Here is a 24,368-nt window from a genome sequence, read left to right on the forward strand (position 1 = left end):
TGAGCCAATATTCTGAAAACGAAACGGAAAAACATGAATTACATATATATAATTGTAAACTACTATAGCTAGTCTTTAAAACGCTCCCATTTTATAAGCATAAATTTATCGCCTAACTCGGTGATAATCATTCCGGCACCCGACAATTGCGACTTGTTTTTCAGGTATTCAACAAGCTCCAAATGGCTAAAAATCTTATAGGTAGGATGGTAATCGGCGTGAGAAGGCTTTTTGATGTTAAACTCTTTAATCCAGTTGCTTACCGTTACATGGGAAACACCGATAATACGCTCTATTTCACGAAAACTTAACCCTTCAAGATAGAGTTGCAACGCTTTTGTAACGTAGTAATTATCTATCTTTTTGCCCAACTTGTTTACCGTGAAATAATAGTTGCATTTTTTACACAAATACCTTTGTCTGTTGGCAATTATACCACTTTTAACGATTTTTTCGTTACCGCATTTCGGACAGGCCGCTAACTCCATGTATATAAATTTTGTATAAATATACTAATTTAGCAAGAATACGAAAACAGATATCATAATAATTATAGATAAAATTTACATTATCAATAAAATATATTTAATTTTTTTACTGATAACTAAATTCCTATTCTTCTTGTTTTCCATTGAAAAACAGTACCATAGCTGCAAAAAAAAAGCGTTTTAACTTCCGAAAACTCATTTTTTACCACAAATTCCCTAAGTTTTGATAACTATTTTTTCTTTTATTTGTAATATATAACAGAACTATGCACTTTGACCCTGATTTAATAGACCAGAAAGCAACTTATAAATTACTTACAGGTGCCGTAATTCCACGACCAATAGGATGGATTTCCTCCATTAGTGAAGACGGAATCCCCAATCTGGCTCCTTTTTCTTTTTTTAATGCCGTTGGAGAAGATCCACCACACGTGATGTTTTCCACTGTAAGACCAAATAACTCGAACAAAGACACGCTGAATAACGTCTTAACTACCAAACAATTTGTAGTCAATATGGTAGTGGAAGACATAGTTGAACAAATGAATACCACTTCGCAATCGGTAGCATCAGATATTAACGAATTTGAATTGGCGGGTTTAACTGCGATTCCATCCGTAAAAGTAAAAGCACCGCGCGTAAAAGAAAGTCCGATAAATATGGAATGTGAACTCGTACATCATTACACTCTGGAAGACAACAAACACGGCGGCGCAACCATAATTATCGGTCGTATAGTCATGTTTCACATAGACGAAAGCGTATTGTTGGACGATTTCAAAATCAACATGGAAACCTATAAACCGGTAGCGCGTCTGGCAGGTTCCAATTATTCGAAATTAGGCGAAATATTCTCTATCAAAAGAAGTTAAACCATGCATCACGAAAAGTTAGAAATCAATGTGGCAATGCAAATTCAGAAACCTATGAACGAGGTATTTGAAGCGATTGTCAACCCGGAAAAAATGACCAACTATTTCATTTCCCAAAGCACGGGAATAATGGAAGAAGGCAAAAATTTAATCTGGAAATTCCCCGAGTTTGATTTCGAATGTCCTGTACGCGTAGGTAAAATCGAAAAAGACAAGTACATTTCCTATTATTGGGAGAATTCCGGTAAAGAACTTTTGGTTGAAATTAGGCTGTCTGAAAGTTCAAATAACACAACTTTAGTTTCCATATCCGAAAAAAAAATGGACAACAATGAAGCCGGTTTGAAATGGCTTTCCGGAAATTCCTTCGGATGGTCTAACTTTTTAGCCTGCCTCAAAGCCTATCTCGAATACGGTATCAATCTGAGAAAAGGTTCCTTTGATTTTATGAAGAAATAATTATGAAATTGCCGATAAAAAAGCAATAGAAATTTAAATATGAAAATAGCAGTTATAGGTGGTGGTCCGGGTGGACTTTACTTCTCGATACTTACCAAAAAAGCAATGCCAAATTGCCAGATTGATGTTTACGAACGCAACAAACCCGATGACAGTTTTGGTTTCGGTGTAGTGTTTTCGGATGAAACATTGGGCGAATTCCTGAAACGCGACATGCAGTCTTATGAGTTGATCCGCAGTAAATTCGCGTATTGGGATGATATTGTGGTAGCCCGAGACGGCGAAAACGTAAGTATTGCCGGAAACGGTTTTTGCGGTTGCTCCCGAAAAACATTACTTCAGTTATTACAGCAACGATGCATCGAAGAAGGTGTAAATCTTCATTTCGAACAAAATATCGACGACATTTCGCAATACAAAGACGCAGATATCATTTTAGCTGCCGACGGAATTGCCAGCGGCATACGAACCGCTAACGAGAAAGCCTTCGGAACCAAAATTGAATTGAAGAAAAACCGATTCGTTTGGCTTGGTTCGACAAAACCTTTGGATGCGTTTACCTATTTTTTCCGCTCCACACCTCACGGAACCATTGTGGCCCACTCCTATCAATACGAAAAAGGAATGAGTACCTGGATTTTCGAATGTAGCGATGAAACCTGGAAAAAACACGGATTTGAAATCACCAACGAAGAAGATACCATTCAAAAAATTGCTGAAATTTTCAAAGAAGAATTGGACGGACATCCGCTGATATCGAACAAATCCCATTGGCGTCAGTTTCCGCACGTAACGAATGAAAAATGGTACCACAATAATATCGTTCTATTGGGTGATGCCAAAGCCACAGCACACTATTCCATCGGTTCAGGAACAAAACTGGCTATGGATTGCGCGATTGGCTTATCCGATGCGGTAATTGCCAATCCGAAGAATGTGCAGGCCGCTTTTGAACAATATGACAAATCCCGCAGGAATACGGTGGAAATGATCCAACACGCCGCATTAGTGTCGTTGGATTGGTTTGAAAATTTGGACCGGAACATGCAACATCCGTTTTATCAGTTTGCTTTCGGATGCATGACTCGTTCCAAAAAAGTGACTTTCGAAAATTTGCGTTTGCGTGACAAATCCTTTACCGATAAAGTTTTAGCCGAATTCAACACGTTTCAAAATAACCTGAATCTAAGCATCCCGGCTGCATTTACCGATTTCACGTTACGTGATATGACCTTGCAGAACAGAATCGTAATGTCGCCGATGGGTCAATATTCGGCAGAAAACGGCTTGGTTAACGATTGGCATCTGGTACACTACGGATGTCGTGCTACCGGAGGTGTTGGTTTGATTATAGCTGAAATGACCGCAATTTCCGAATCCGGACGCATCACTTTAGGTTGCGCCGGATTATATACTCAGGAACAAATAATTGCGTGGAAAAAAATAACCGATTTCATTCATAAAAATACCAAAACCAAAATCGGAATCCAACTGGGACATTCCGGTCGAAAAGGCGCTGTTAAAAAACCTTGGGAAGGAACAACGGAACCAATTGAAAATGCTTGGGATTTAATTTCCGCTTCCCCAATTCCGTTCAACGAAAAAATGGCAACGCCGTCAGCAATGACCTTGGAAGACATGAATAAAGTCGCTTCAGAATTTGTTCAGGCTACCAAAAATGCTTTCGAAGCTGGTTTCGATATGATTGAATTGCAGGCACATCACGGCTTTTTATTGGCGTCTTTCCTCTCTCCTCTTACCAATATCCGTAAAGACGAATTCGGAGGAAGTATTGAAAACCGATTAAAATTCCCACTTCGTGTTTTTACCGAAATGCGAAGGGCTTTTCCGCAAACCAAGCCAATGTCGGTACGAATTTCCGCTTCGGATTGGGCTAAAAACGGAATTTCGGAAAATGACGTCATCATCATTTCAAAAGCTTTTAAAGCTGCCGGAGCTGATATCATCAGCGTTTCCACTGGAAATACGGTTGCTTCTCAAAAACCGCAAACCGGAAGAATGTGGCAGACTCCTTTTTCGGACATGGTTAGAAATACCGTTCATGTTCCTACAATCACAGCGGGATACATTCAGGATATAGACCAAATAAACACCATAATACTAAACGGCAGAGCCGATTTGGTATCGTTGGGAAGACCTTTATTGGCTGATGCCGGTTTTGTACGAAACGCCCAAGCCTACGAACAACTGGAAACTTCCGATATTCCAAAACAATACAAAGCCGGAAGTACCCATTTGTATCCGTTAAAAGCTTCGGAACGAAAAATGATGGAAGGAATGAGAAAAGCATTAAAACCTAAGAGTAACAAGAAGAGTTAAAATGAAACATTTCGAAGATAATTTCGCTCACAATAGCTTGCCTGCACCGGAATTACAACCGGATTACACTTTCCTGGATTTGCCGCAATTTCAACAACCTGAAATGCTGAATTGTGTGGATCGCCTACTCGATTATCATATCCGAAACGGAAACGGAGAAGCCATTTGCATTCAGACGTTTGATGAAAAATGGACCTATAGCGATTTATTTGAAAAAGCGAATCAGATTGCTCATGTTTTGGTTGACAATTTAGGTCTAAAATCCGGAAACCGGGTATTGATTCGTTCCGCTAACAACCCCATGATGGTTGCCTGCTGGTATGCCATTCTGAAAGCCGGAGGAATTGTTGTAGCTACCATGCCGTTATTGCGTTCGAAAGAGTTAACTACCATTATTGACTGCGCCGAAATATCCCATGTTTTATGCGACAGTACTTTATCGGACGAAATGGAATTAGTCGAATCTTCCTTTCTGAAAAGAACCTGCTATTACAGAAATTCCGAATTGGAAAACCTGATGCTATCCAAACCGAAAACATATACCAATTACCATACAAAATCCGACAGTATTGCGTTAATCGGATTCACCTCAGGAACAACGGGTTTACCTAAAATGACAGCCCATTATCATAAAGACATTTTAAACATTTGTGAAGCTTTTCCACCCTATTCATTACAACCGACATCAGAGGATGTTTTTACGGGAAGTCCGCCACTCGGATTCACCTTTGGTTTAGGCGGAATGGTTTTGTTTCCGATGTATTTCGGAGCATCCACGTTTCTTGTCGAAAAACCAACCCCCGATTTGCTTTTACAGGCGATTCAGGACTATAAAGTTACTATTTGTTTCACAGCACCTACCGCTTGGCGAATCATAACAACCAAAGTGAAAGAATACAATATTTCCAGCTTGCGCAAATGCGTTTCGGCCGGAGAAACACTTCCTTTAAAAGTTTGGGAAGACTGGTTCAACGAAACCGGCTTGAAAATCATTGACGGAATTGGTGCTACGGAAATGCTGCATATTTTCATTTCTTCCAATGAAAGTAATATGAAACCGGGTTCCACAGGAGTGGCTGTAACGGGTTATGAAGCCAAAATAATTGATTTAGAAGGAAATGAAGTACCAAGAAATACACCGGGACGATTAGCCGTTCGCGGAATCACCGGTTGCAAATACTTAAACCGGGAAGAAAAACAACGTGAATATGTTGAAAACAGCTGGAATTTAACCGGAGATATTTTCCGTCAGGATGAAGAAGGTCATTTTTGGTTTGTGGCGCGCGGAGACGATATGATTATTTCTTCCGGATATAATATTGCCGCCATTGAAGTAGAAAGCGTACTTTTAACTCATGTTGAAATTTTGGAATGTGCCGTTGTCGGTTTACCCGATGAAGAACGCGGCATGCTGGTTTGCGCCCATATTGTTTTAAAAGAGAAACATAAAGCTACAGATGAATTAGCAAAAGATATTCAACAGTGGTTCAAAAAAGTAGCTGCTCCTTATAAATATCCAAGAGTAATTAATTTTATTGAAGTTTTACCCAAAACCGAAACCGGAAAAATCCAACGATTTAAATTGAAATAACAATGAATCAACCCTTTATAAAACAAGAAAAAATCCGCTTCCAACATATTGACTATGCCGGAATTGTATTCTACCCAAGATTCCTTGAAATGCTTAATGGTATTGTAGAAGACTGGTTTGAAGAGGCTTTAGACCGACCGTTTTCCAAAATGCACGAGACTAACGGTATTCCGACAGTCGATTTGAAAGTGCAATTCAAAAAAGCGGCTCGTTTGGGTGAAACCTTAACAAAAAAACTTTGGGTTAATAAACTTGGGGATTCTTCTCTGCTTTGCGGATTCCGTTTTGAAGACGAAAACGGAAAAACTTGTGTGGAAGGCGAAGTAACCTTAGTCAATATTGCTTTCGGAGAAAACCGCGACAGTATCAAAGCAGAAGCTTTTTCCGAGGAAATGAGGAATAAAATAAGTAAATTCGTTGTTTAATCGCCACCCTGAGCTTGTCGAAGGGCATAACACACAACCATGATGGACTTTTCAAAATTCAAAGCCGCAACCGTTCAGACTTCTCCCGTTTTTCTAAATGTTGAAAAAACGATTGATAAAGCAATAACTCTTATCAAAGAAGCCAGTTCAAACGGAGCGCAGTTAATAGCTTTCCCAGAAGTTTTCATCGCCGGTTACCCCTACTGGAACTGGATTATGACACCGGTTCAGGGAAGCAAATGGTATGAGGAATTGTATAAAAATTCCGTTGCGGTTGACGATGCTTCGATGCAGCCGTTGTATCAGGCCGCCAAAGACCATAACATCCATATCGTTATCGGAATTAACGAACGTGGGAAAAGCTACGGCGAAATTTACAACACCAATCTGATTATTGACAATACCGGAACAGTTATCGGGAAACACCGAAAGTTAGTCCCAACCTGGGCCGAAAAATTGACGTGGACTTCCGGTGACGGCTCTTCCTTAAAGGTTTATGACACGGAAATTGGTCCGATCGGAACGTTGGCTTGTGGCGAGAACACCAATACGTTGGCGCGTTTCACGCTTTTATCACAAAGCGAACTGATTCACATAGCGAATTACATTTCCTTACCGGTTGCCCCACCCGATTACAACATGGCGGAAGCAATAAAAATTCGTGCCGCAGCACATTCGTTTGAAGGCAAATTGTTTACCATCGTTTCGTGTTCCACCATTTCAAAGGAAATCATGGATGCGTTGCGTGACGATGTTCCGAATGTGGATGAATTACTGACGCGTAAAAACTCGGCGTTCTCCGGATTTGTTGGACCGAATGGCGCTGTTATTGGCGAACCATTAATCGATGAGGAAGGAATTGCCTATGCGGAAATTGATTTACAGAAATGCATCCAACCGAAGCAAATGCACGATATTCTAGGACATTACAACCGTTTTGATATTTTCGATTTGCGTGTGAATGTGGCTCCGACCCGAAAAATCACGTTTATTGATAATCATGAGGAGTTTAACAAACGATAATTTGAAACACGTATAATACAACAAGAAAGCGAATAGTTTCTTCCCTAGCCCTGATTGCAGAGAAAATCCTGTTATTGTGAGATTGCCGCGCAAGCTCGCAAGGACAGATTGAAACGGAAAGCAGGAACAAGGATGACAAAAAAGCCCGAACCTCCCGATAGCTATCGGGACGCTCCAAAAAATAAAAAATATGGAAGATAAATTTTCAGATGACCAGATTGGTCGCGCAAGAGTAAAAGACACTCCGGAACTGGAAGCTTACTATAAAGAGCTTGAAGGACTTGGCGCCGGTGCTTTATGGACAGTTGCCAATGATATTGAGCCTTGGGAACCGCGTACCTCCTCCGTTCCGATGCTTTGGAAATATGATGATTTGCGTTCGTTGGTTTTAAAATCATCCGAATTGGTTACACCCGAACAAGCAGGCCGACGGGTGGTGTATTTGGTCAACGACAAACGTAAAGACGTAAGCGCCGCCGTGGGCTGGTTGTACACCGGAATTCAGGTAACGCGCCCGGGTGAAAGTACTTCGGCACACCGGCATAAAGCTTCTGCCCTACGTTTCATTATGGAAGGCGAAGGCGGTTATACTGTGGTGGATGGAAATAAAATCATGCTGGAAGTCAATGATTTCGTAATCACTCCCAATTCCACCTGGCACGAACACGGTGTGGAAGAAGGCGGAAAAACCTGTATTTGGCAGGACGGCTTGGACATTCCATTGGTAAATGCTTTGGAAGCCAATGATTATGCGGTTTATGATGGAAAGCAACCCCTAATTTCCCCGATTAATCATTCTCCGATGACATTTGGCGGTGCTGGTTTACTGCCGGCTGATAAAACTTGGGACAAACCTTACTCTCCGCTGTTTAAATACTCTTGGAAAAATGTGTATCCCGCTTTATTGGAAGCCGCTAAAGTCAACGAAGGTTCTCCTTTTGACGGTATCATCATGCAATACAGCAACCCTAACACGGGAGGTCACGTAATGCAAACTATGGGTGCTTCGATGCAGTTATTGCGTGCCGGAGAACATACGAAAGCCCATAAACATACCGGATCTTTCGTATACCAATGCGCCAAAGGTCACGGGTATTCAGTAATTAACGGGAAACGTTTGGATTGGAAAGAGCGCGACATTTTCTGCGTACCTTCTTGGGCTTGGCACGAACATGTGAATTTATCCGAAACGGAAGATGCTTGTTTGTTTTCTTTCAACGATTTACCGGTGATTGAATCATTGGGATTGTATCAAGAAAGAGAATATGCCGAGAATAATGGATATCAGAAAATAGAATAAAGAAAATAGAGAAAAGAAGTTGCCAACTCAAAAACGCAGCAACTTAGTAACTTAGAAACTCAGTAACTTTAAAGAAAAATGAAACTAGCAACATACCAGATAAACCACGTCGCACCAAGATTAGGCGTAGTACAAAATAACCACATGATCGATTTGGAAGATGTGGCACAAATTAAGAAAGAAACGTTACCGAAAACCATGTTGGATTTGATTGATATGGGATTGATCGAAGTATTTCGTATTCAGTCGATTATTGACAGTCTGACTCCGGAGGAATTGAGCAATTGTTCTTATCCATTATCTAACATAACGTTTCTGGCTCCTATTCCGAAACCGCGTAAAAACATCATCGGAATTGGTTTGAATTATACAGAACACGTCGCGGAAAGTGCGCGTACTTTGGATACTTCCAATGAATTACCGCAACAACCCGTAATTTTCTCCAAGCCGCCAACAACGGTTACAGCCACCAATACTAACATTCTGCACAACCCGAAACTTACCCAGCAATTGGATTGGGAAGTAGAATTAGCCGTAATCATTGGAAAAGGCGGAAAATACATTGCAAAAGAAGATGCTTTAGACCATGTTTTCGGGTATACTGTAATTAATGATATTTCTGCACGTGATTGCCGTCGTTCCGGACAATGGATTGTTTCCAAAGGTCAGGACACGTTTGCGCCTATGGGACCGGTTTTGGTTACGGCAGACGAAATCAAAAATCCTCATAATCTGAATTTATCCTTAAAACTGAATGGGGTTGAAAAGCAAAATTCCAATACCAAATTCATGTTATTCAACATTAATGATTTGATTAACGATTTGAGTACGGTTTTCACATTGGAACCGGGTGACATCATTGCTACCGGAACTCCGGCTGGTGTTGGTGCCGGAAGAAATCCTCAAGAATGGATGTGGGACGGTGATGTGGTGGAAGCTACCGTGGAAGGGATTGGTACGATTGTGAATACGGTTAAGGAAGTACGGGATATTTAATTCAACGTTTATGAATAAATTTCATGTTCTTCTGTTTATTCTTTTTGGAATACCGGCTTCAGCACAAGTAGTTGAAGTTGAAGGACGATCAGACTATCCTGTTGAAGTGGTGGCCGAACCCGATGATGAACGGGCAAGAACCACCATAGGAACATACCGAGAAAAAGGAAAAAGTGGTTTTGTTTCCCCAGGCAATGTTCGTCAGGAAGCAATATATGAAGACATTCGATGGGCTTCTGGAGGTTTTATCGTTAAAAAGAACAATTTGTATGGTATTGCCAATAAAAAAGGGGAATTAATAAGCAAAATTGAGTACGATAGTATTGGTTCGGACAGCTATAATAAAGGTGCTGGTTTTGTAATTAAACGGAAAGGAAAATATGGAAAAATGTCTGAAACAGGCGAGATTTTAATACCTGTCAACTATGGTAAAATCATCGCAGGAAACCTTCATATAACCTTAGTTAAAAACAAGAAGGACGAAACGCAACTTATTTTCAACACACAAAATAAATTATTCCCAAAAAAAATTGAGTATGTCGCTTTGTATCAAAATTTGGCAATTGTTAAAGCAGGTGGAAAATTCGGGGTGTTAAAAAATGAAACTATTATCCCGTTTGAGTATGATAGTATTTTTATCCCTAAAAACAATTCGAATTACAATACCTACAACAATAACAAGTCTAAACAAAAAATAAAAATACCTAACCCCTTACTGCAACCTTCTCAAAATGTTTTGTACTTAACAATCCAAAAAAACAATAAGTTTGGTTTGGTAAATGGCAATGGAACTATCATTTATCCAGCTGATAATGATGCCGTAAACAATGCAGATTCCTATGGCTATTACAGCGTAAAGAAAGGTGAACTTTATGGTATTTATTTTTCAAAAAGCACCGATAAGAAAAAAACCGATATCGAATTTGATCGTGTTTTTACAGATGGTTATGGTGCTATTATGGCGTCAAAAAATAAAAAAGCCGGTATTTTTAATCTGCAAGGCGAACAAATCGCTCCTTTTGAGTACGATAACGACTTTATTGCCCAATACAGCAGTATAGGGTATCGGGTTTCTAAAGACAAAAAAAGAGGAATCCTTGATAAACAGGGTAAAGTAATTGTTCCTCCGATTTATGATGATGTAGACACCTTTTCCTTGGGAAATCGCGATTTTCTTAACGTAAAAAAAGACGAAAAACACGGCGTAATAAACTTAAAAGGCGAAATTATCATTCCGGTAGCCTTTGACTGGATAGATGAAGAAAACAATATGTTTAAAGTAATGAAAGCCGAACCCAACCGCAAATTTGGCTTGTATGACAAAACCGGAAAAACAGTTGTTCCAGTTGAATATCAATGGATTACCAACAGCAATACCCAATTCAGTAAAATCACCATATTAAAAATTGCAGAAAACAATTATAATTTTTTAAACCAAAAAAACGAGTTTATTTTCACTGAAAATATAAGTGATTTTGGTTATGTTTTAGATGAGCATAAATTAAAGAACCCGTTCGCTTCCGGCAGAGGCGATATGCGTATTTTCATCAAAAGCCAAAACGGAAAATACGGTTTGCTTAACGAAACCAGTCAGACACTTGTGGCACCGATGGTTTATGATGAGATCTTACAATTTTTCGAAAGCAGGATTCATCTTTACTACAGTGTCAGAAAAGGGAAAAAATTTGGTTTAATTAATGAAGAAGGTAAAGAAATCATACCTATTAAATATGATGCTTTAAGTGTTGATTTTGCAGATTATGATGCGGAAGACAGAAATGACGAAAAGTACCGGATTGTAGTCGCAAAAGGAACTAAAATGGGTACGGTAAATTTGAAAAATGAAACTATACTACCTTTTGAGTACACGCATTTACAACGTATTTCAGGTTGGCAGGAATTGTATAAAGCCAAAAAGAGAAATAAATATCAAATTATCGATAAAAACGGAAAACCCATTAACCCGAATTTCTTTGATGAAGTAGCCAATTTCGAATACATCAATTCACATAACGGCAGCAGAATCAGTCAGGCACTTACTTTTTCAAACGGTAAAATGCGGGTTATAGACAGTAATGGAAATTTTATCACTCCCGAAGTACCCATGCAACCTCACAGTGGCTATACAACTTTTGATGAGTTGAAATTCGCTCTTGTAAAAGCGTTGGATAGTAAAGAGGATATTTTGTTAAAGGAATTTGCCCGAAAAATTGCCCCATCAGAGCATATTTCATACTATTTGAAACAAAATATTTTTGACAAGAGTAATTTGTACACTAATATTGATTACATCAAAGAGAAATATTTTACTGATTTGCAAAAATTCAAACATCAGGAATGGAATGCAGACAAACGATACGGTTACAACGGATACAATCATAAATCCTTAACGCACGTTAACGATTACACGATATACGATGATGGCATTGTTACCAATAAAAGGACCGAAGACTGGGCTTTTGGCGACACCCGTTTTATGGAAAAACTATTGCGTAATGCCATAAAAATTAACGGCTATTGGATTAGCACTTATTTTATGAAACGAGGTTTTGACCGGGATTAAATTAGGTATAAACATAATCAGGAATAAATAATCAACATGAAAAAATACAGAATAGGACAAATAGTTCCCTCTTCCAACGTAACGATGGAAACCGAAATACCGGCACTTTTCCGTTCCAGAGAAACCATTTTACCCGAGCGTTTCACCTTCCATTCCAGCCGAATGCGAATGAAAAAAGTAACCAAAGAAGAATTGGAAGCCATGGATGCCATGAGTTTGAAATGCGCACAGGAATTATCCGATGCCCATGTGGACGTCATGGGGTATGCCTGCTTGGTGGCAATTATGAGTATGGGACGCGGTTATCACTGTGTTTCGGAAGTGAATTTACATCAGGAAACCGTTGCCAACGACTTCCCTACTCCGATTGTAACTTCAGCCGGAGCTTTGATTAACGGTTTGAAAGTATTGGGTGCCAAAAAAGTGGCAGTTATTACACCATACATGCGTCCTCTTACTGATTTGGTAGTGGATTATATTGAACACCAAGGATTTGAAGTGGTGGATTCCATCGCTTTGGAAATTCCGGACAATTTGGAAGTGGCGGCACAGGATCCGATGAATTTATTGGAAATCTACAAACGCCTGGATTTAACCGGAGTGGATGTATTGGTAGCTTCAGCTTGTGTTCAGATGCCTTCTTTGGAAGCGATAGATCTGATTCAGAAAGAAATTGGAATTCCGGTTACTTCAGCTGCGGTTTGTACTACTTACGAAATGATGAAAAAATTAGGCATTGAAGCCAAATCTGCTATCGGAGGGGAATTGCTTAGTGGGAAATATTAAAAGAATTTAATTATAAAATACTGACTGCCAATATTATAAATCCTTATCTTTTGAATTAATGTCGTAAATTTAATGAAATTAAAATCTTATGAACAGCTTCTTCAAAACACTAATTGCCGGTTACAGTGCTAAAAAACTTGGCGGTGGATGTATTGGCATGATTATCGTTTTTTTAATCGTTTATTTCCTTTTAGGTAAACTCTGATTGCAACCTGAAGTTGAAATGACATAGCCCTTAAAGAGTTCGTTTTGAAATCCTTAAGGGCTATGCCGTTTTTGCATTGAATTAGGGTTTTATCTTTTAATGCTGATGTCCTTCGTGGCTCTCCACTTCTGTCAAATCCATCTCACAAACCGGACATTTCCCCGGCTTATCATAGGTTTTTCCTTTTTCACAATCCATTGGGCAAGCGTATGCCAATTGGTGGGTATCACCCTCTTTGTGTTCATGAGTCGTTTGCTCTGTTGTGGCTGGTTCCGTGACAGTTTCAGTAGTTTCCTTTTTATTGCAGGATACGGCAGTTACTGTTGCGATGGCGAAAACCATCATTACAATTGCTTTTTTCATTGTTTGTGTTTTTTTATAAATATACAAATAAAAGTAATTTACTAAAGTACCAGATTACCATATCATAAAATATTTAAGTATATCCGAAAAATCATTGTAATCTTAAAATTTGAGTTTACACACCTTGTTATGCCAATGTAGGTTGCAAAATTATACACTAAAACGGAAAGGTCTTCTTACTTTTTTTATATATTCGGTGGGTGATATGCCCTTCCCTTTTTTTTCTTGTTAGGTTAAGGTTGGATATCTTAGAGTGTACGAATTGAATACTATTTCAGAAAAACGACGAACTAATCTCCAGAAATGAAAAAAATAATCATTGCTTTTTACTTTTTGCTCTTTTCAAACATTACGCTTGGTCAACATATACTTAAATCAGGTGAATATGATAATGGTTTACGATTAGCTTATGACTGTCAATCAAACAAGATTACAGGTTACTATGAAAACTTTACGGGATGGAACGAGGATACAAAAACTCCAAGATTTTCATGTATTTTCTATATAGAAGGAGACTTTTCCGGGCAAAAAACCACAATCAGAACTTATTTTCCAGAGGATAAAAATGAAGATACAATTGAAGGTTATATGGAAGTCGTAAACGAGGAAACCATCAATATCAAATTACCTGAAGATCATGGTGGCTGTTGGAATGTTCAACATTTTGCGGATAAGCCCGAAGCATTTAAACTCGAAAAAAACTTCAATTGGATTCAAATTAGATATGTGAATACTACTAAGTCCTATTTTCATAAAGAACAATCAAACGATAAGAAACTCAAATCATACTTAATTAAAGGAGACATAGTCTTTATTGAAAAAATCGAAAATGAATGGGTTTTCTGTAGTTACTTCGGAAAGAAAACAATCAAAGCTTGGTTAAAAGTTTCAGACCTGAATAAATTGTAAAGCAAAATCAAGCAACACCTTACATGGTTTTGGTTCATCCCTACAAACTAAGAAAAGAGAATACGATGCTTTGACAAGCTCAACATGCCTAACTACTAATAAAAAACATTGAACATCATTTAAACCGCATATAATTATGAACAGGAAAAAAATTGCTTACATTTTAATTTTCATTAGTGTCGTTTTACTAATTTTAAATATTTCGGCATTGAATTTTAAAGCTTCAAACAATGACAAATATTTAGGAATTGCTTCAAATTTGCTGTTAATTTTAGCAATGGTTTTCACCATTCGTAACAGCAACAAAAAAAAATGAGCATCCTTGATTGATTTCAGTAAACAACCCTTAAGATGACAGTAATCGCTAAATGGATAATCCTTTACAAAATCTGCAACTTAAACAGCAAAGTCACTGACTGTCGTTTGCAATAATGTCAGCTGAATAAACCGAAATCAAAAGGCATACCCTTACTTGGAATCTTTTTGCTAAATTTAGGCACCATCAACAAATTGCAAAATGAATGCGAACCCAGTGTTAAACACCTAACAATTCCAAATGGCTGAGAAAAAGACAAAACTGGCAGAAATAAAAACAAAATCTACAACGGTAAGTGTTGAAGATTTTATCAACAATGTTTCAGAAGAACAGAAACGCAAAGACAGCTTCACACTTTTACAGATAATGAAAGAAGCAACAGGAGAAGAACCGCTGTTATGGGGCAGCTCGATTATCGGGTTTGGCAATAAAAGATACAAAAGTCCAAATACAGGCAGAGAAGTCGATTGGTTTCGGATAGGTTTCTCTCCCCGAAAAGCGAATCTGACGTTATATCTTATCACCAGTTTGAAGGAGCATGCAACAGCTTTTGAAAAACTCGGTAAGCACAAAATTGTTGGAGGTTGCCTTCACATTAACAAATTCGAGGATATTGACTTGGACGTACTTAAGGAGATTATAAAGAACTCCTTGAACGGAAAGTAAGATGACAGAAAACGCAATAAAGCTATACACAACGTAATTGTCTTTATTGCCATAATCCTATTATTTCATAGATTAAACTAACGCTGAATTCGGTTTAAAATAGGAAGAGAAACGAATTGAAATCACACAGTATGACAATGGGAAACAGAAAAGAGTTGACTCCGGCACAAAGAAAAGAACTGCTCGAAGCATTACAGAAACGTTTTGAAAAAAATCTGAACCGTCATAAAGGTATTGAATGGAATAAAGTACAGGCAAAACTGGAAGCCGCTCCTGAGAAACTTTGGTCACTGAATGAGATGGAAAGAACGGGCGGTGAACCGGATGTTATTGATTATGACAAAAAAACAGGGGAATATATCTTCTATGACTGCTCTCCAGAAACTCCCAAAGATCGAAGAAGCATTTGCTACGATAACGAAGCATTGGAGGCAAGAAAAACTCACAAACCGGTCGATAGCGCTATGAACATGGCATCCGTCATGGGCATCGCACTGCTAACGGAAGAACAATACAGAAGTTTACAACGAATTGGAAATTTTGACACCAAAACCTCAAGCTGGATTCAAACACCCACTGCTATCCGAAAATTAGGTGGGGCGTTATTTTGTGACCGTCGCTATGATACCGTTTTCGTGTATCACAATGGTGCGGATTCGTACTATGCAGCGAGAGGATTTCGCGGTATGCTTAAAGTCTAAGCATTTATTAATTGCTGATAATAAATTACTTTGAAACGCAACTCCTGCCTCGTAAAGTCTTGATAATTTGTGAAGTGTGTTTAGTAAAATACAATAAGAAGATTATATCATCCTCTTACTTATTGTCGGGATTATATTGCTTTACCATTTATTATTGAATATCTCATCCTAAACTTTAGGATTCATTGATTAGCTGAAACTTTTAATATATTTACGGTCTAAGAAAAACTAGCAAAGCATAATGACAAAACTTTACATCGCAGCACTTCTTTTTTCCTTTTCAACGGTTTTTAGTCAGAAATTACATTTTGATGTGCTGGCGAAATATTCGATTTCTTATAAAAACACTGTTTTAGAAATGAGTGCTTACGCTATTTCTTCTAACGACAATTATATGATGAGAGTTCTAAATCTACCAGATGGACAACAGGTAGCCGATGTTTATGATTTAAAATCCTTGAAAAAATATTCATACAAGATTACAGAATTACAATCTGAAAATGACAAGATAATTCATGAATTTCGATATACCGATTCAAAATCTTTTATTCTTCCACCGCAAGATCGTCGTTATTTTGATTTTGAAAGTGTTTCCACAACCGGTGATACGGAAATCGTAAAAATGATTTTTTATAAAAACAGTTCAAAGACAAAGGTCAGAAATAATTATGAATTAAAGATTATGAAATCAGAAGTGAATTTCTTTCCTCTATTCCGCTTTATGTGTCTGGATGGATATTCTTTTTTAACTCAGTTAAATTACCCTAAAGCTGGGCTTGTAACGAGTGGTATCTCGAAAAGCGGCGATGCAAAATTTACTCTTAAAACTTTTGAGGAAGCCAATTTAGAAGTCACGTTACCAAATAATGTCAATCTTATAAAATAACCCCAACAGAACATATTGCAACAACATAACCCATTCTCTAGGTCCTGGTTGCGAAACTTATTCAGGTTATTCCGTTTTTCATAACAAAAAAGCCGTAACTCACATTACGGCTTTTTTTTATTCAATCTAAAATCTTAGTATTTCAACAATTCCAGTAATTCCGTTTCGAAACGTTGTTTCGGCAAATATTGGTCTTCCAACGATTTCATAAACGGAATAGCACTTTCCAAACTTCCTACTCGGCGGACCGGAGCGTCAAGATATTCGAAACAGTTTTCCATAATCATCGCCGAAATATCGCTGGCAACACCTCCAAATAAGGTATCTTCCTGAAGAATAATCACTTTACTAGTTTTCTTAACCGAAGTATAAATTGCTTCCCAATCCAAAGGCTGTAACGAACGTAAGTCAATCAGATCGGCTTTAATTTCAGAATGTTTACCTAAGGTTTCCAAAGCCCAGTGTACCCCTGCTCCGAAAGAAATTACCGTTACATCATCTCCTTCTTTAATCATTGCGGCTTTTCCTAACGGAATCGTGTAATACTCTTTAGGAACATCTTGGTAAACACTACGGTATAATTGTTTGTGTTCGAAGAACATTACCGGATTCGGATCGTTAATCGCTGTAGCCAATAATCCTTTTGCATCGTAAGGGAATGCCGGATAAACCACTTTTAATCCCGGAGTTTTGGTAAACCAGGCTTCGTTCGTTTGTGAATGGAACGGTCCTGCCTGAGTACCGCCACCGCAAGGCATACGCACTACCACATCGGCGTTTTCCTGCCAACGGTAGTGTTGTTTTGCCAATAAGTTTACAATCGGGTTGAATCCAGTCGATACGAAATCCGCAAACTGCATTTCTACTACTGCTTTGTGTCCGTTAATAGACAATCCGTTCGCAGCCGAAACAATGGCACTTTCGCAGATAGGTGTATTACGAACACGTTCTTTTCCGAACTGCTCCACGAAACCATCGGTAATTTTAAAAGCACCTCCGTATTCGGCAATATCCTGACCCATGATCACCAAATTTTCGTGGCGCTCCATCGACTGGCGTAAACCATTCGAAATCGCATCAATCACACGGATATTTTCCACTTCATCGGAATGATTGAACACCTCATGTTCCCACGGGCGGTATACGTCATTCAATTCTTCATCCAAATCGGCAACAATTTCCGGTTCTTCCTGAACTTTCGCCCAATCGGTATCGATTTCTTTCTTTATTTCTGCACGGAAAGCTTCATCCTGTTCATCGGATAAAACCGCCGTGGCTTTTAAATAGTTTCTGTAATTCTCCACAGGGTCTTTAATAGCCCACATGTCCATCAATTCCTGAGGGACGTATTTTGTACCACTCGCTTCTTCGTGTCCACGCATACGGAACGTTTTAAACTCTAACAACACCGGACGCGGATTGTCAACCATGGAAGCTTTTAATTCTGAAATCAGATTTACCACTTCAAGGATATTATTTCCGTCTACAATATGGCTTTCCATTCCGTAACCAACTCCTTTATCGGCCAGGTTTTCACAACGGTATTGCTCGTTGGTTGGTGTTGATAATCCGTAACCGTTATTTTCGATTACAAATAACACCGGTAAATCCCAAACCGAAGCGATATTCAAAGCCTCATGGAAATCGCCTTCGGAAGTGGCGCCTTCGCCTGTAAATACTGCGGTTACTTTTCCGTTTTTCTTTAGTCTGTTTGCTAAGGCAATACCATCAGCAACACCTAACTGTGGCCCCAAGTGCGATATCATTCCGATAATCTTATATTCCTGAGTACCAAAATGGAACGAACGGTCACGACCTTTTGTAAAGCCATTACGTTTTCCCTGCCATTGCGAAAACAATCGGTGCAAAGGAATGTCTCTTGTAGTGAACACACCCAAATTACGGTGCATCGGTAAAATATATTCGTCTTTATCCAAAACCGAGGTGATTCCCACGGAAATCGCTTCCTGCCCGATTCCGGAGAACCATTTGGAAACTTTTCCCTGACGGATAAGGATTAACATTTTTTCTTCAATTAATCTGGGTTTGATTAATTTTTTATATAAATCTAATAGCTGCTCGTTGCTTAAATTCTTTCTGTCGAAATTCATTATATAGTGCTTTTAAAACGCTCCCAAAAGTATAAAAAATAACACTTTTGACCTAAATTGTTCGGTTTTTTATTTCCGTTAAAATTGCGTTAGGTAAGTGTCAGACTTATAAACTTTTAAATTGTTGACAACTTTATTATTTCAATCCGAAAATTATTCTCTACATTTGTTTTTATAATGGTTTTATACCGAAAAAGTTATTAACAAAAACTAAGTACAATGCAAAACATTCCTAGTGTTGACTTACGTGATTTCCTGTCGGGTGACCCGGCACGTAAACAAAAATTTGTAAATGAAATCGGAAAAGCCTACGAAGAAATCGGATTCGTAGCATTAAAAGGTCATTTTTTAGATGACAAATTAGTTGATGAACTTTATGGTGAAGTTCGTAATTTCTTCAACCTTCCTTTAGAGGTGAAAAGCAAATACGAAATCCCGGGCATTGGCGGACAACGAGGTTATGTTTCGTTTGGTAAAGAGCATGCAAAAGGTCGCTCAGCTGGTGACTTAAAAGAATTCTGGCACTTTGGCCAGTACGTTAGCAAAGATTCAAAATATGCCGACGAATATCCTGAAAACGTTACCGTTACCGAATTACCAAAATTCAATACCGTAGGTAAAGAAGCCTACCAAATGCTTGAAAAAACAGGTGTTTACGTATTGAGAGCTTTGGCAATTTATATCGGATTGGACGAGTTCTACTTTGATAAATTCATCAAAGACGGAAACAGTATTTTAAGACCAATCCACTACCCTCCTATTACTGATGAGCCGAAAGACGGTGCCGTTCGTGCAGCCGCTCACGGTGATATCAACTTAATCACGCTTTTAATGGGTGCTCAGGGTAAAGGATTACAGGTTCAAAACCATGACGGACAATGGATTGACGCCATTGCTGAACCGGACGAATTAGTAATCAATGTGGGCGATATGTTATCCCGTCATACGAATAACAAACTGAAATCAACCATTCATCAGGTGGTAAATCCGCCAAGAGAATTATGGGGTACTTCCCGTTTTTCAATTCCGTTCTTTATGCACCCGGTTGGCGACATGCCGCTAAATTGTTTAGAAAACTGTATTGATGCGGATCATCCAAAATTATACGATGATATCACTGCAGGTGATTTCTTATACGAACGTTTGGTAGACTTAGGATTAATTAAAAAATAATCCCTAAATTTATACTTTTATAAAAAGACATTGAGTTTATGCTTGATGTCTTTTTGATTTTAAATTATTTCACAAAGTTGCACAGAGAAAACCCAGAGATTCGCAAAGTTTTAAAAATCTGCGAAAATCAGTTCAATCCGTGTTATCTGCGTTCAATTAAATAATCATGGATTTACAAGACCAATTAAAAAACCTGTTCCCAGATCACGTTCCTTCCAACGAACCCGAAGAAGTTCAGAATGAAGAACATGCCCTTTTCATACAAAAAGAACCTTTACTCTGTAAATATGAAAAGCGAAAAGGAAACGCAACAACCATCATTGAAGGGTACGAAGGCGATATTGAAGACTTTAAGATTTTAGCCAAAGAAATTAAAACGAAACTAAGTGTTGGCGGAAGTTTCAAAGACAATTCCATCATCATTCAAGGTGATTATCGTGACCGAATAATGACCATGCTAAAAGAAAAAGGATTTAAAGTTAAACGCGTTGGCGGTTGATTAGTTTACGACCTAAATCGAAAATATAAAACCCAACAACTTAGTAACTCAGCAACTAAATAACAAAATTATGACAGATATAAAATCATCAGAATTAATATTAAATCCGGACGGAAGTGTGTATCACTTAAACCTGAAACCGGAGCACATTGCACACGACATCATCTTTGTTGGCGATCAGAACCGTGTAGAGAAAATCACCCAATTCTTTGACCACATCGAATTTTCGACACAAAAACGCGAATTCAAAACACAAACCGGAACTTATAAAGGAAAACGCTTAACGGTAATGTCAACCGGAATTGGACCCGACAATATCGACATCGTTATGAACGAATTGGATGCGTTGGTAAATATTGATTTGGTTACACGTCAGCCTAAAACAGAATTGACATCGTTAAACATCATCCGTATCGGAACTTCAGGTTCATTACAGGCTGATATTCCTGTTGACAGTATCGTAATGTCGGAATACGGATTAGGACTTGACAACATGCTTCGCTCCTACATCATCGATTCCATCACGGATTCGGCTATTGAAGATGCATTCATCAGTCACACGAATTGGGATATGCGAAAAGGGAAACCTTATGTGGTAAAAGGTAGTGAAAAATTAATGGCGCTTATCGGAAGTGATTCGATAAACAAAGGATTTACAGGAACAGCCGGAGGTTTTTACGGACCACAGGGTCGTGTATTACGATTAGCCATTCAGGACACTGATTTGAATGCGAAAATGGACAGCTTCAATTACAAAGGCACCCGAATGACCAATCTGGAAATGGAAACCGGAGCGATTTACGGTTTGGGGAAATTGCTTGGACACGAAACATTATCAATGAATGCCATTATCGCCAACCGCGCCAACGGAACTTTCAGTGCAGATCCGTACAAAGCGGTGGATGAACTGATTGTGTATGTATTGAATAAATTGATTAGCTAAAATGAAATTAAGGGTTGCCAGGCATACCGATGATTTGGAAAAAATCAAAACATTTTATACTGATGTTTTAGGTTTTGAAATCTTGGGGAGTTTTGAAAATCATGATAATTACCACGGGATTTTCATTGGAAAACCCAATTTAAATTGGCATTTCGAGTTTACAAAATCAGATAAAAAAGCCAATCATTTTTCAGATGAGGATGATGTTTTGGTTTTGTATCCGGAAACAATTTCAGAATACAAAAAACTGATTAACAATACAATAAAAAACAATATTTCAAGCATCACTTCAATAAATCCGTATTGGGATACCAATGGGAAAATGTTTTGTGACCCGGATGGATTCCGAATTATTATTTCAGATTTAAAAGCAACATAATGGATTTAATTATAGAAACCGAACGCTTACTATTACGTGAAATGCTTCCTTCCGATAAAGAAGGAATTTTTCATTTAGATTCCGACATGGATGTTCATGGATATTTAGGTAAAAATCCAATTAAAACCATGGAAGAGGCTCAGAATATCATTGATTTTGTGCGATTGCAATATCAGGAAAACGGTATCGGACGATGGGCGGTTTTACTGAAAGAAAATCACGAATTCATTGGTTGGGCCGGATTAAAACTGGTTAAGGAAAACATCAACGGGCATCAGAATTTTTACGATTTGGGCTACCGATTTATCAAAAATTTTTGGCAGAAAGGTTATGGCTATGAAGCTGCAAAAGCCTGTCTGGATTATGCTTTCAACGTAATGCATCTCGAAACCGTTTATGCTCACGCCATGATTGGAAACGAGGGTTCAAAACGAATTTTGGAAAAAATAGGAATGAAAAACACCGGTACTTTCTTTCATGAAAATGATGAATGTGTCTGGTTTGAATTGAATAAGAACGATTATTTGCAACAATTATGAAAACAGTACGAATAGCAGGCGTTCCCGAACATTTCAATCTCCCTTGGCATTTATGTATCGAAAACGGTGAGTTTGATGAAGTGGATATTGATTTACAATGGACCGACGTTCCGGAAGGTACCGGAAAAATGTGCCAGCTGCTTCGCGACGGAGAAACCGATATGGCAGTTATTCTAACCGAAGGAATCGTAAGAGATATCGCCGGAGGTAATGACTCCTCAATTGTACAGGTTTATGTGCAATCTCCTTTGATTTGGGGAATTCATGTGGATGCCAAATCGGATTATCAGCAATTATCGGATCTGGAAAATAAAAAAGTTGCAATTAGCCGCATGGGTTCCGGTTCGCATTTAATGGCGATTGTGAATGCTGAAAACCAAAATTGGAATACTCAAAATCTGCAATTTGAAATCGTAAACACTATCGATGGAGCCGTTGAAGCCTTATCAACAGGGGTTGCCGATTATTTTATGTGGGAGCGATTCATGACCAAACCCTTAGTAGACAAGGGGATTTTCAGAAGAATTGCCGACTGCCCCACTCCTTGGCCTTGCTTCGTAATTGCGGTTAGGAATGAATTCCTGAAGAATAACAAACATGTTGTGGAACAGATTCTGGAAATCATCAACAATACTACAATAGAATTTAAGAATATTCCAAGTATCGACAGAACGTTAGCTTCAAAATACAATCAGAAACAAGAAGATATTCAGGAGTGGCTGAAATGTACCCGTTGGTCGCAAAAGAAATTAGATAAACCTTCATTCGAAAAAGTACAAAACCAATTATTTGAGTTAAATTTGATTGATAAAAAACTGGACTACGAATCGGTTACAAAATAAAAACAGCAGAAGGAAACTAACTAATGATTCCACAAATTCCCCAAAAAATTAAAGTTGTAAGAGACAGGCTTTCATTACCAAAGCCTTGGGATACTGTTGTTATTTTCCTGCTGAACATTTTAATCGCCATTCCCATATTTATCATTGCCCATCAGAATTTAATAAACCCGGAATGGTGGTTGCACGTAGATCGAATCTTCTTATTCCTGATAATCCTGATTGCCATACAATTGGCATTACGCTTGTTAAAAACCGTGATTATCATTTGTGTTTTCCTTTATCTGATTGCTTTGGTTTGGGGAACGCTTTTTGGCGGTTACGGATTCAATGCCGTTTATGAAGATTACCGTTCCATGGTGTATACTATGGCAGATGACCCTAATCCTCAGGATATTATCATTTCAAAACTATTGCCTTTTCCAAACAAAGGTAAAATCATGGATGCCGTGAATTTCGACAATCCTAAAGTTCGAAACTTCGCCTTAATGGCTACGACCAAACATTTTACTCAAGTTAAAGGGTTTCGGGAATACCGAAGAATCATCCAGTGTTTTGCCGTTTTCAAAGAAGTCCGAAACCGCTGGAACTATGTCAATGATCCGAAAGGACAGGAATATATTGCTCATGCCAGCGAATCGTTACAGCATTTTTCCGGAGATTGTGATGACCATGCCATTTTAATGTCGGCACTTGTGAGAGCAGTTGGCGGTACACCAAGAATCATTCATACCGGAGGGCATTTGTATCCCGAAATGTTAATCGGAAATAAAGCCGATCTGGAAAACATCAATTACCTCATAAAAGAAGTCTTGTTTGTAGATGAAAGCCGTGGCAAAGAGGTACATTACCACATAGACGAACGCGGGCAAATATGGCTGAATCTGGATTATACCGCAAAATATCCCGGAGGTCCTTTCATGAGTGAAGAAATTCTGGGAGCGCTTACATTCAATTAAGCAACCTTTTGCTATATTTACCATCATTAATAAAACA

At 38.4% G+C, this 24,368-nt stretch carries 24 protein-coding genes; 21 read left to right on the forward strand and 3 right to left on the reverse strand.

Annotated features, from left to right (window positions below):
• Positions 1-68 precede the first annotated feature (68 nt).
• A complete protein-coding gene (locus BLQ05_RS05835; protein ID WP_023576773.1) occupies positions 69-488 on the reverse strand; it encodes a transposase-like zinc-binding domain-containing protein in 420 nt (139 codons plus the stop codon).
• A 266-nt stretch (positions 489-754) separates the two neighbouring features.
• Between BLQ05_RS05835 and BLQ05_RS05840 the strand changes: the two genes are divergently transcribed.
• The 10 genes from BLQ05_RS05840 (at position 755) to BLQ05_RS05885 (ending at position 12,843) form a co-directional block, all read left to right on the forward strand.
• Positions 755-1,360 (forward strand): flavin reductase family protein, encoded by a 606-nt coding sequence (locus tag BLQ05_RS05840; protein WP_023576774.1) that lies wholly within the window; start codon positions 755-757, stop codon positions 1,358-1,360.
• 3 nt (positions 1,361-1,363) lie between these two features.
• Positions 1,364-1,819 (forward strand): SRPBCC domain-containing protein, encoded by a 456-nt coding sequence (locus BLQ05_RS05845; RefSeq protein ID WP_023576775.1) that lies wholly within the window; start codon positions 1,364-1,366, stop codon positions 1,817-1,819.
• Positions 1,820-1,858: 39 nt separating this feature from the next.
• Positions 1,859-4,159 carry an oxidoreductase gene (locus BLQ05_RS05850; RefSeq protein ID WP_023576776.1) on the forward strand — a complete coding sequence of 767 codons (2,301 nt, stop codon included), beginning with the start codon at positions 1,859-1,861 and terminating at the stop codon, positions 4,157-4,159.
• A 1-nt stretch (position 4,160) separates the two neighbouring features.
• Complete coding sequence (locus tag BLQ05_RS05855; RefSeq protein WP_023576777.1) at positions 4,161-5,750, forward strand: AMP-binding protein; 1,590 nt, start codon at positions 4,161-4,163, stop codon at positions 5,748-5,750.
• A gap of 2 nt (positions 5,751-5,752) precedes the next feature.
• Entirely contained in the window at positions 5,753-6,175 is a 423-nt protein-coding gene (locus BLQ05_RS05860) for an acyl-CoA thioesterase (RefSeq protein WP_023576778.1), read from the forward strand.
• A gap of 39 nt (positions 6,176-6,214) precedes the next feature.
• Positions 6,215-7,198 carry a carbon-nitrogen hydrolase family protein gene (locus BLQ05_RS05865; protein WP_023576779.1) on the forward strand — a complete coding sequence of 328 codons (984 nt, stop codon included), beginning with the start codon at positions 6,215-6,217 and terminating at the stop codon, positions 7,196-7,198.
• A gap of 190 nt (positions 7,199-7,388) precedes the next feature.
• On the forward strand, positions 7,389-8,498 hold the full coding sequence (locus BLQ05_RS05870) for a cupin domain-containing protein (protein WP_023576780.1): 1,110 nt from the start codon (positions 7,389-7,391) through the stop codon (positions 8,496-8,498).
• A 78-nt stretch (positions 8,499-8,576) separates the two neighbouring features.
• Positions 8,577-9,494, forward strand: a complete 918-nt coding sequence (locus BLQ05_RS05875; RefSeq protein ID WP_035654603.1) for a fumarylacetoacetate hydrolase family protein — start codon at positions 8,577-8,579, stop codon at positions 9,492-9,494.
• A gap of 10 nt (positions 9,495-9,504) precedes the next feature.
• Positions 9,505-12,057 (forward strand): WG repeat-containing protein, encoded by a 2,553-nt coding sequence (locus BLQ05_RS05880; RefSeq protein ID WP_023576782.1) that lies wholly within the window; start codon positions 9,505-9,507, stop codon positions 12,055-12,057.
• Between the two features lie 36 nt (positions 12,058-12,093).
• Positions 12,094-12,843 carry a maleate cis-trans isomerase family protein gene (locus tag BLQ05_RS05885; protein ID WP_023576783.1) on the forward strand — a complete coding sequence of 250 codons (750 nt, stop codon included), beginning with the start codon at positions 12,094-12,096 and terminating at the stop codon, positions 12,841-12,843.
• Positions 12,844-13,144: 301 nt separating this feature from the next.
• Here the strand turns inward: BLQ05_RS05885 and BLQ05_RS05890 are convergent, their stop codons facing one another.
• A complete protein-coding gene (locus tag BLQ05_RS05890) occupies positions 13,145-13,411 on the reverse strand; it encodes a heavy metal-binding domain-containing protein (RefSeq protein ID WP_023576785.1) in 267 nt (88 codons plus the stop codon).
• Between the two features lie 303 nt (positions 13,412-13,714).
• Between BLQ05_RS05890 and BLQ05_RS05895 the strand changes: the two genes are divergently transcribed.
• The 4 genes from BLQ05_RS05895 (at position 13,715) to BLQ05_RS05915 (ending at position 16,889) form a co-directional block, all read left to right on the forward strand.
• Entirely contained in the window at positions 13,715-14,320 is a 606-nt protein-coding gene (locus tag BLQ05_RS05895; RefSeq protein ID WP_023576786.1) for a hypothetical protein, read from the forward strand.
• Between the two features lie 556 nt (positions 14,321-14,876).
• Entirely contained in the window at positions 14,877-15,302 is a 426-nt protein-coding gene (locus tag BLQ05_RS05905) for a DUF1801 domain-containing protein (protein ID WP_023576788.1), read from the forward strand.
• A gap of 137 nt (positions 15,303-15,439) precedes the next feature.
• The gene (locus tag BLQ05_RS05910; protein ID WP_023576789.1) at positions 15,440-16,003 is read left to right on the forward strand and encodes a DUF4256 domain-containing protein; all 564 of its coding nucleotides are present in this window, start codon (positions 15,440-15,442) and stop codon (positions 16,001-16,003) included.
• 241 nt (positions 16,004-16,244) lie between these two features.
• Positions 16,245-16,889: a hypothetical protein gene (locus tag BLQ05_RS05915; RefSeq protein WP_023576790.1), complete on the forward strand. Its 645-nt coding sequence runs from the start codon at positions 16,245-16,247 to the stop codon at positions 16,887-16,889.
• A 134-nt stretch (positions 16,890-17,023) separates the two neighbouring features.
• Here the strand turns inward: BLQ05_RS05915 and BLQ05_RS05920 are convergent, their stop codons facing one another.
• Complete coding sequence (locus tag BLQ05_RS05920; RefSeq protein ID WP_023576791.1) at positions 17,024-19,000, reverse strand: alpha-ketoacid dehydrogenase subunit alpha/beta; 1,977 nt, start codon at positions 18,998-19,000, stop codon at positions 17,024-17,026.
• 219 nt (positions 19,001-19,219) lie between these two features.
• Here BLQ05_RS05920 and BLQ05_RS05925 point away from each other — a divergent pair, with 219 nt between their 5' ends.
• The 7 genes from BLQ05_RS05925 to BLQ05_RS05955 all read left to right on the forward strand — a co-directional run bounded on the left by BLQ05_RS05925 (position 19,220) and on the right by BLQ05_RS05955 (position 24,331).
• On the forward strand, positions 19,220-20,173 hold the full coding sequence (locus BLQ05_RS05925) for an isopenicillin N synthase family dioxygenase (RefSeq protein WP_023576792.1): 954 nt from the start codon (positions 19,220-19,222) through the stop codon (positions 20,171-20,173).
• 166 nt (positions 20,174-20,339) lie between these two features.
• On the forward strand, positions 20,340-20,672 hold the full coding sequence (locus BLQ05_RS05930) for a translation initiation factor (RefSeq protein WP_023576794.1): 333 nt from the start codon (positions 20,340-20,342) through the stop codon (positions 20,670-20,672).
• Between the two features lie 70 nt (positions 20,673-20,742).
• Positions 20,743-21,615 carry a nucleoside phosphorylase gene (locus tag BLQ05_RS05935; protein ID WP_023576795.1) on the forward strand — a complete coding sequence of 291 codons (873 nt, stop codon included), beginning with the start codon at positions 20,743-20,745 and terminating at the stop codon, positions 21,613-21,615.
• 1 nt (position 21,616) lies between these two features.
• Entirely contained in the window at positions 21,617-21,994 is a 378-nt protein-coding gene (locus BLQ05_RS05940) for a VOC family protein (protein ID WP_035654605.1), read from the forward strand.
• Positions 21,994-22,533, forward strand: a complete 540-nt coding sequence (locus BLQ05_RS05945; protein WP_023576796.1) for a GNAT family N-acetyltransferase — start codon at positions 21,994-21,996, stop codon at positions 22,531-22,533. The genes BLQ05_RS05940 and BLQ05_RS05945 overlap by 1 nt, the downstream gene beginning before the upstream one ends.
• Positions 22,530-23,375 (forward strand): substrate-binding domain-containing protein, encoded by an 846-nt coding sequence (locus tag BLQ05_RS05950; RefSeq protein ID WP_035654606.1) that lies wholly within the window; start codon positions 22,530-22,532, stop codon positions 23,373-23,375. Before BLQ05_RS05945 ends, BLQ05_RS05950 begins: the two co-directional genes overlap by 4 nt.
• 23 nt (positions 23,376-23,398) lie before the next feature.
• A complete protein-coding gene (locus BLQ05_RS05955) occupies positions 23,399-24,331 on the forward strand; it encodes a transglutaminase domain-containing protein (protein ID WP_023576798.1) in 933 nt (310 codons plus the stop codon).
• Positions 24,332-24,368 lie beyond the last annotated feature (37 nt).

It is taken from the genome of Flavobacterium saliperosum (assembly GCF_900100625.1).
GTDB classification, from domain to species: domain Bacteria; phylum Bacteroidota; class Bacteroidia; order Flavobacteriales; family Flavobacteriaceae; genus Flavobacterium; species Flavobacterium saliperosum.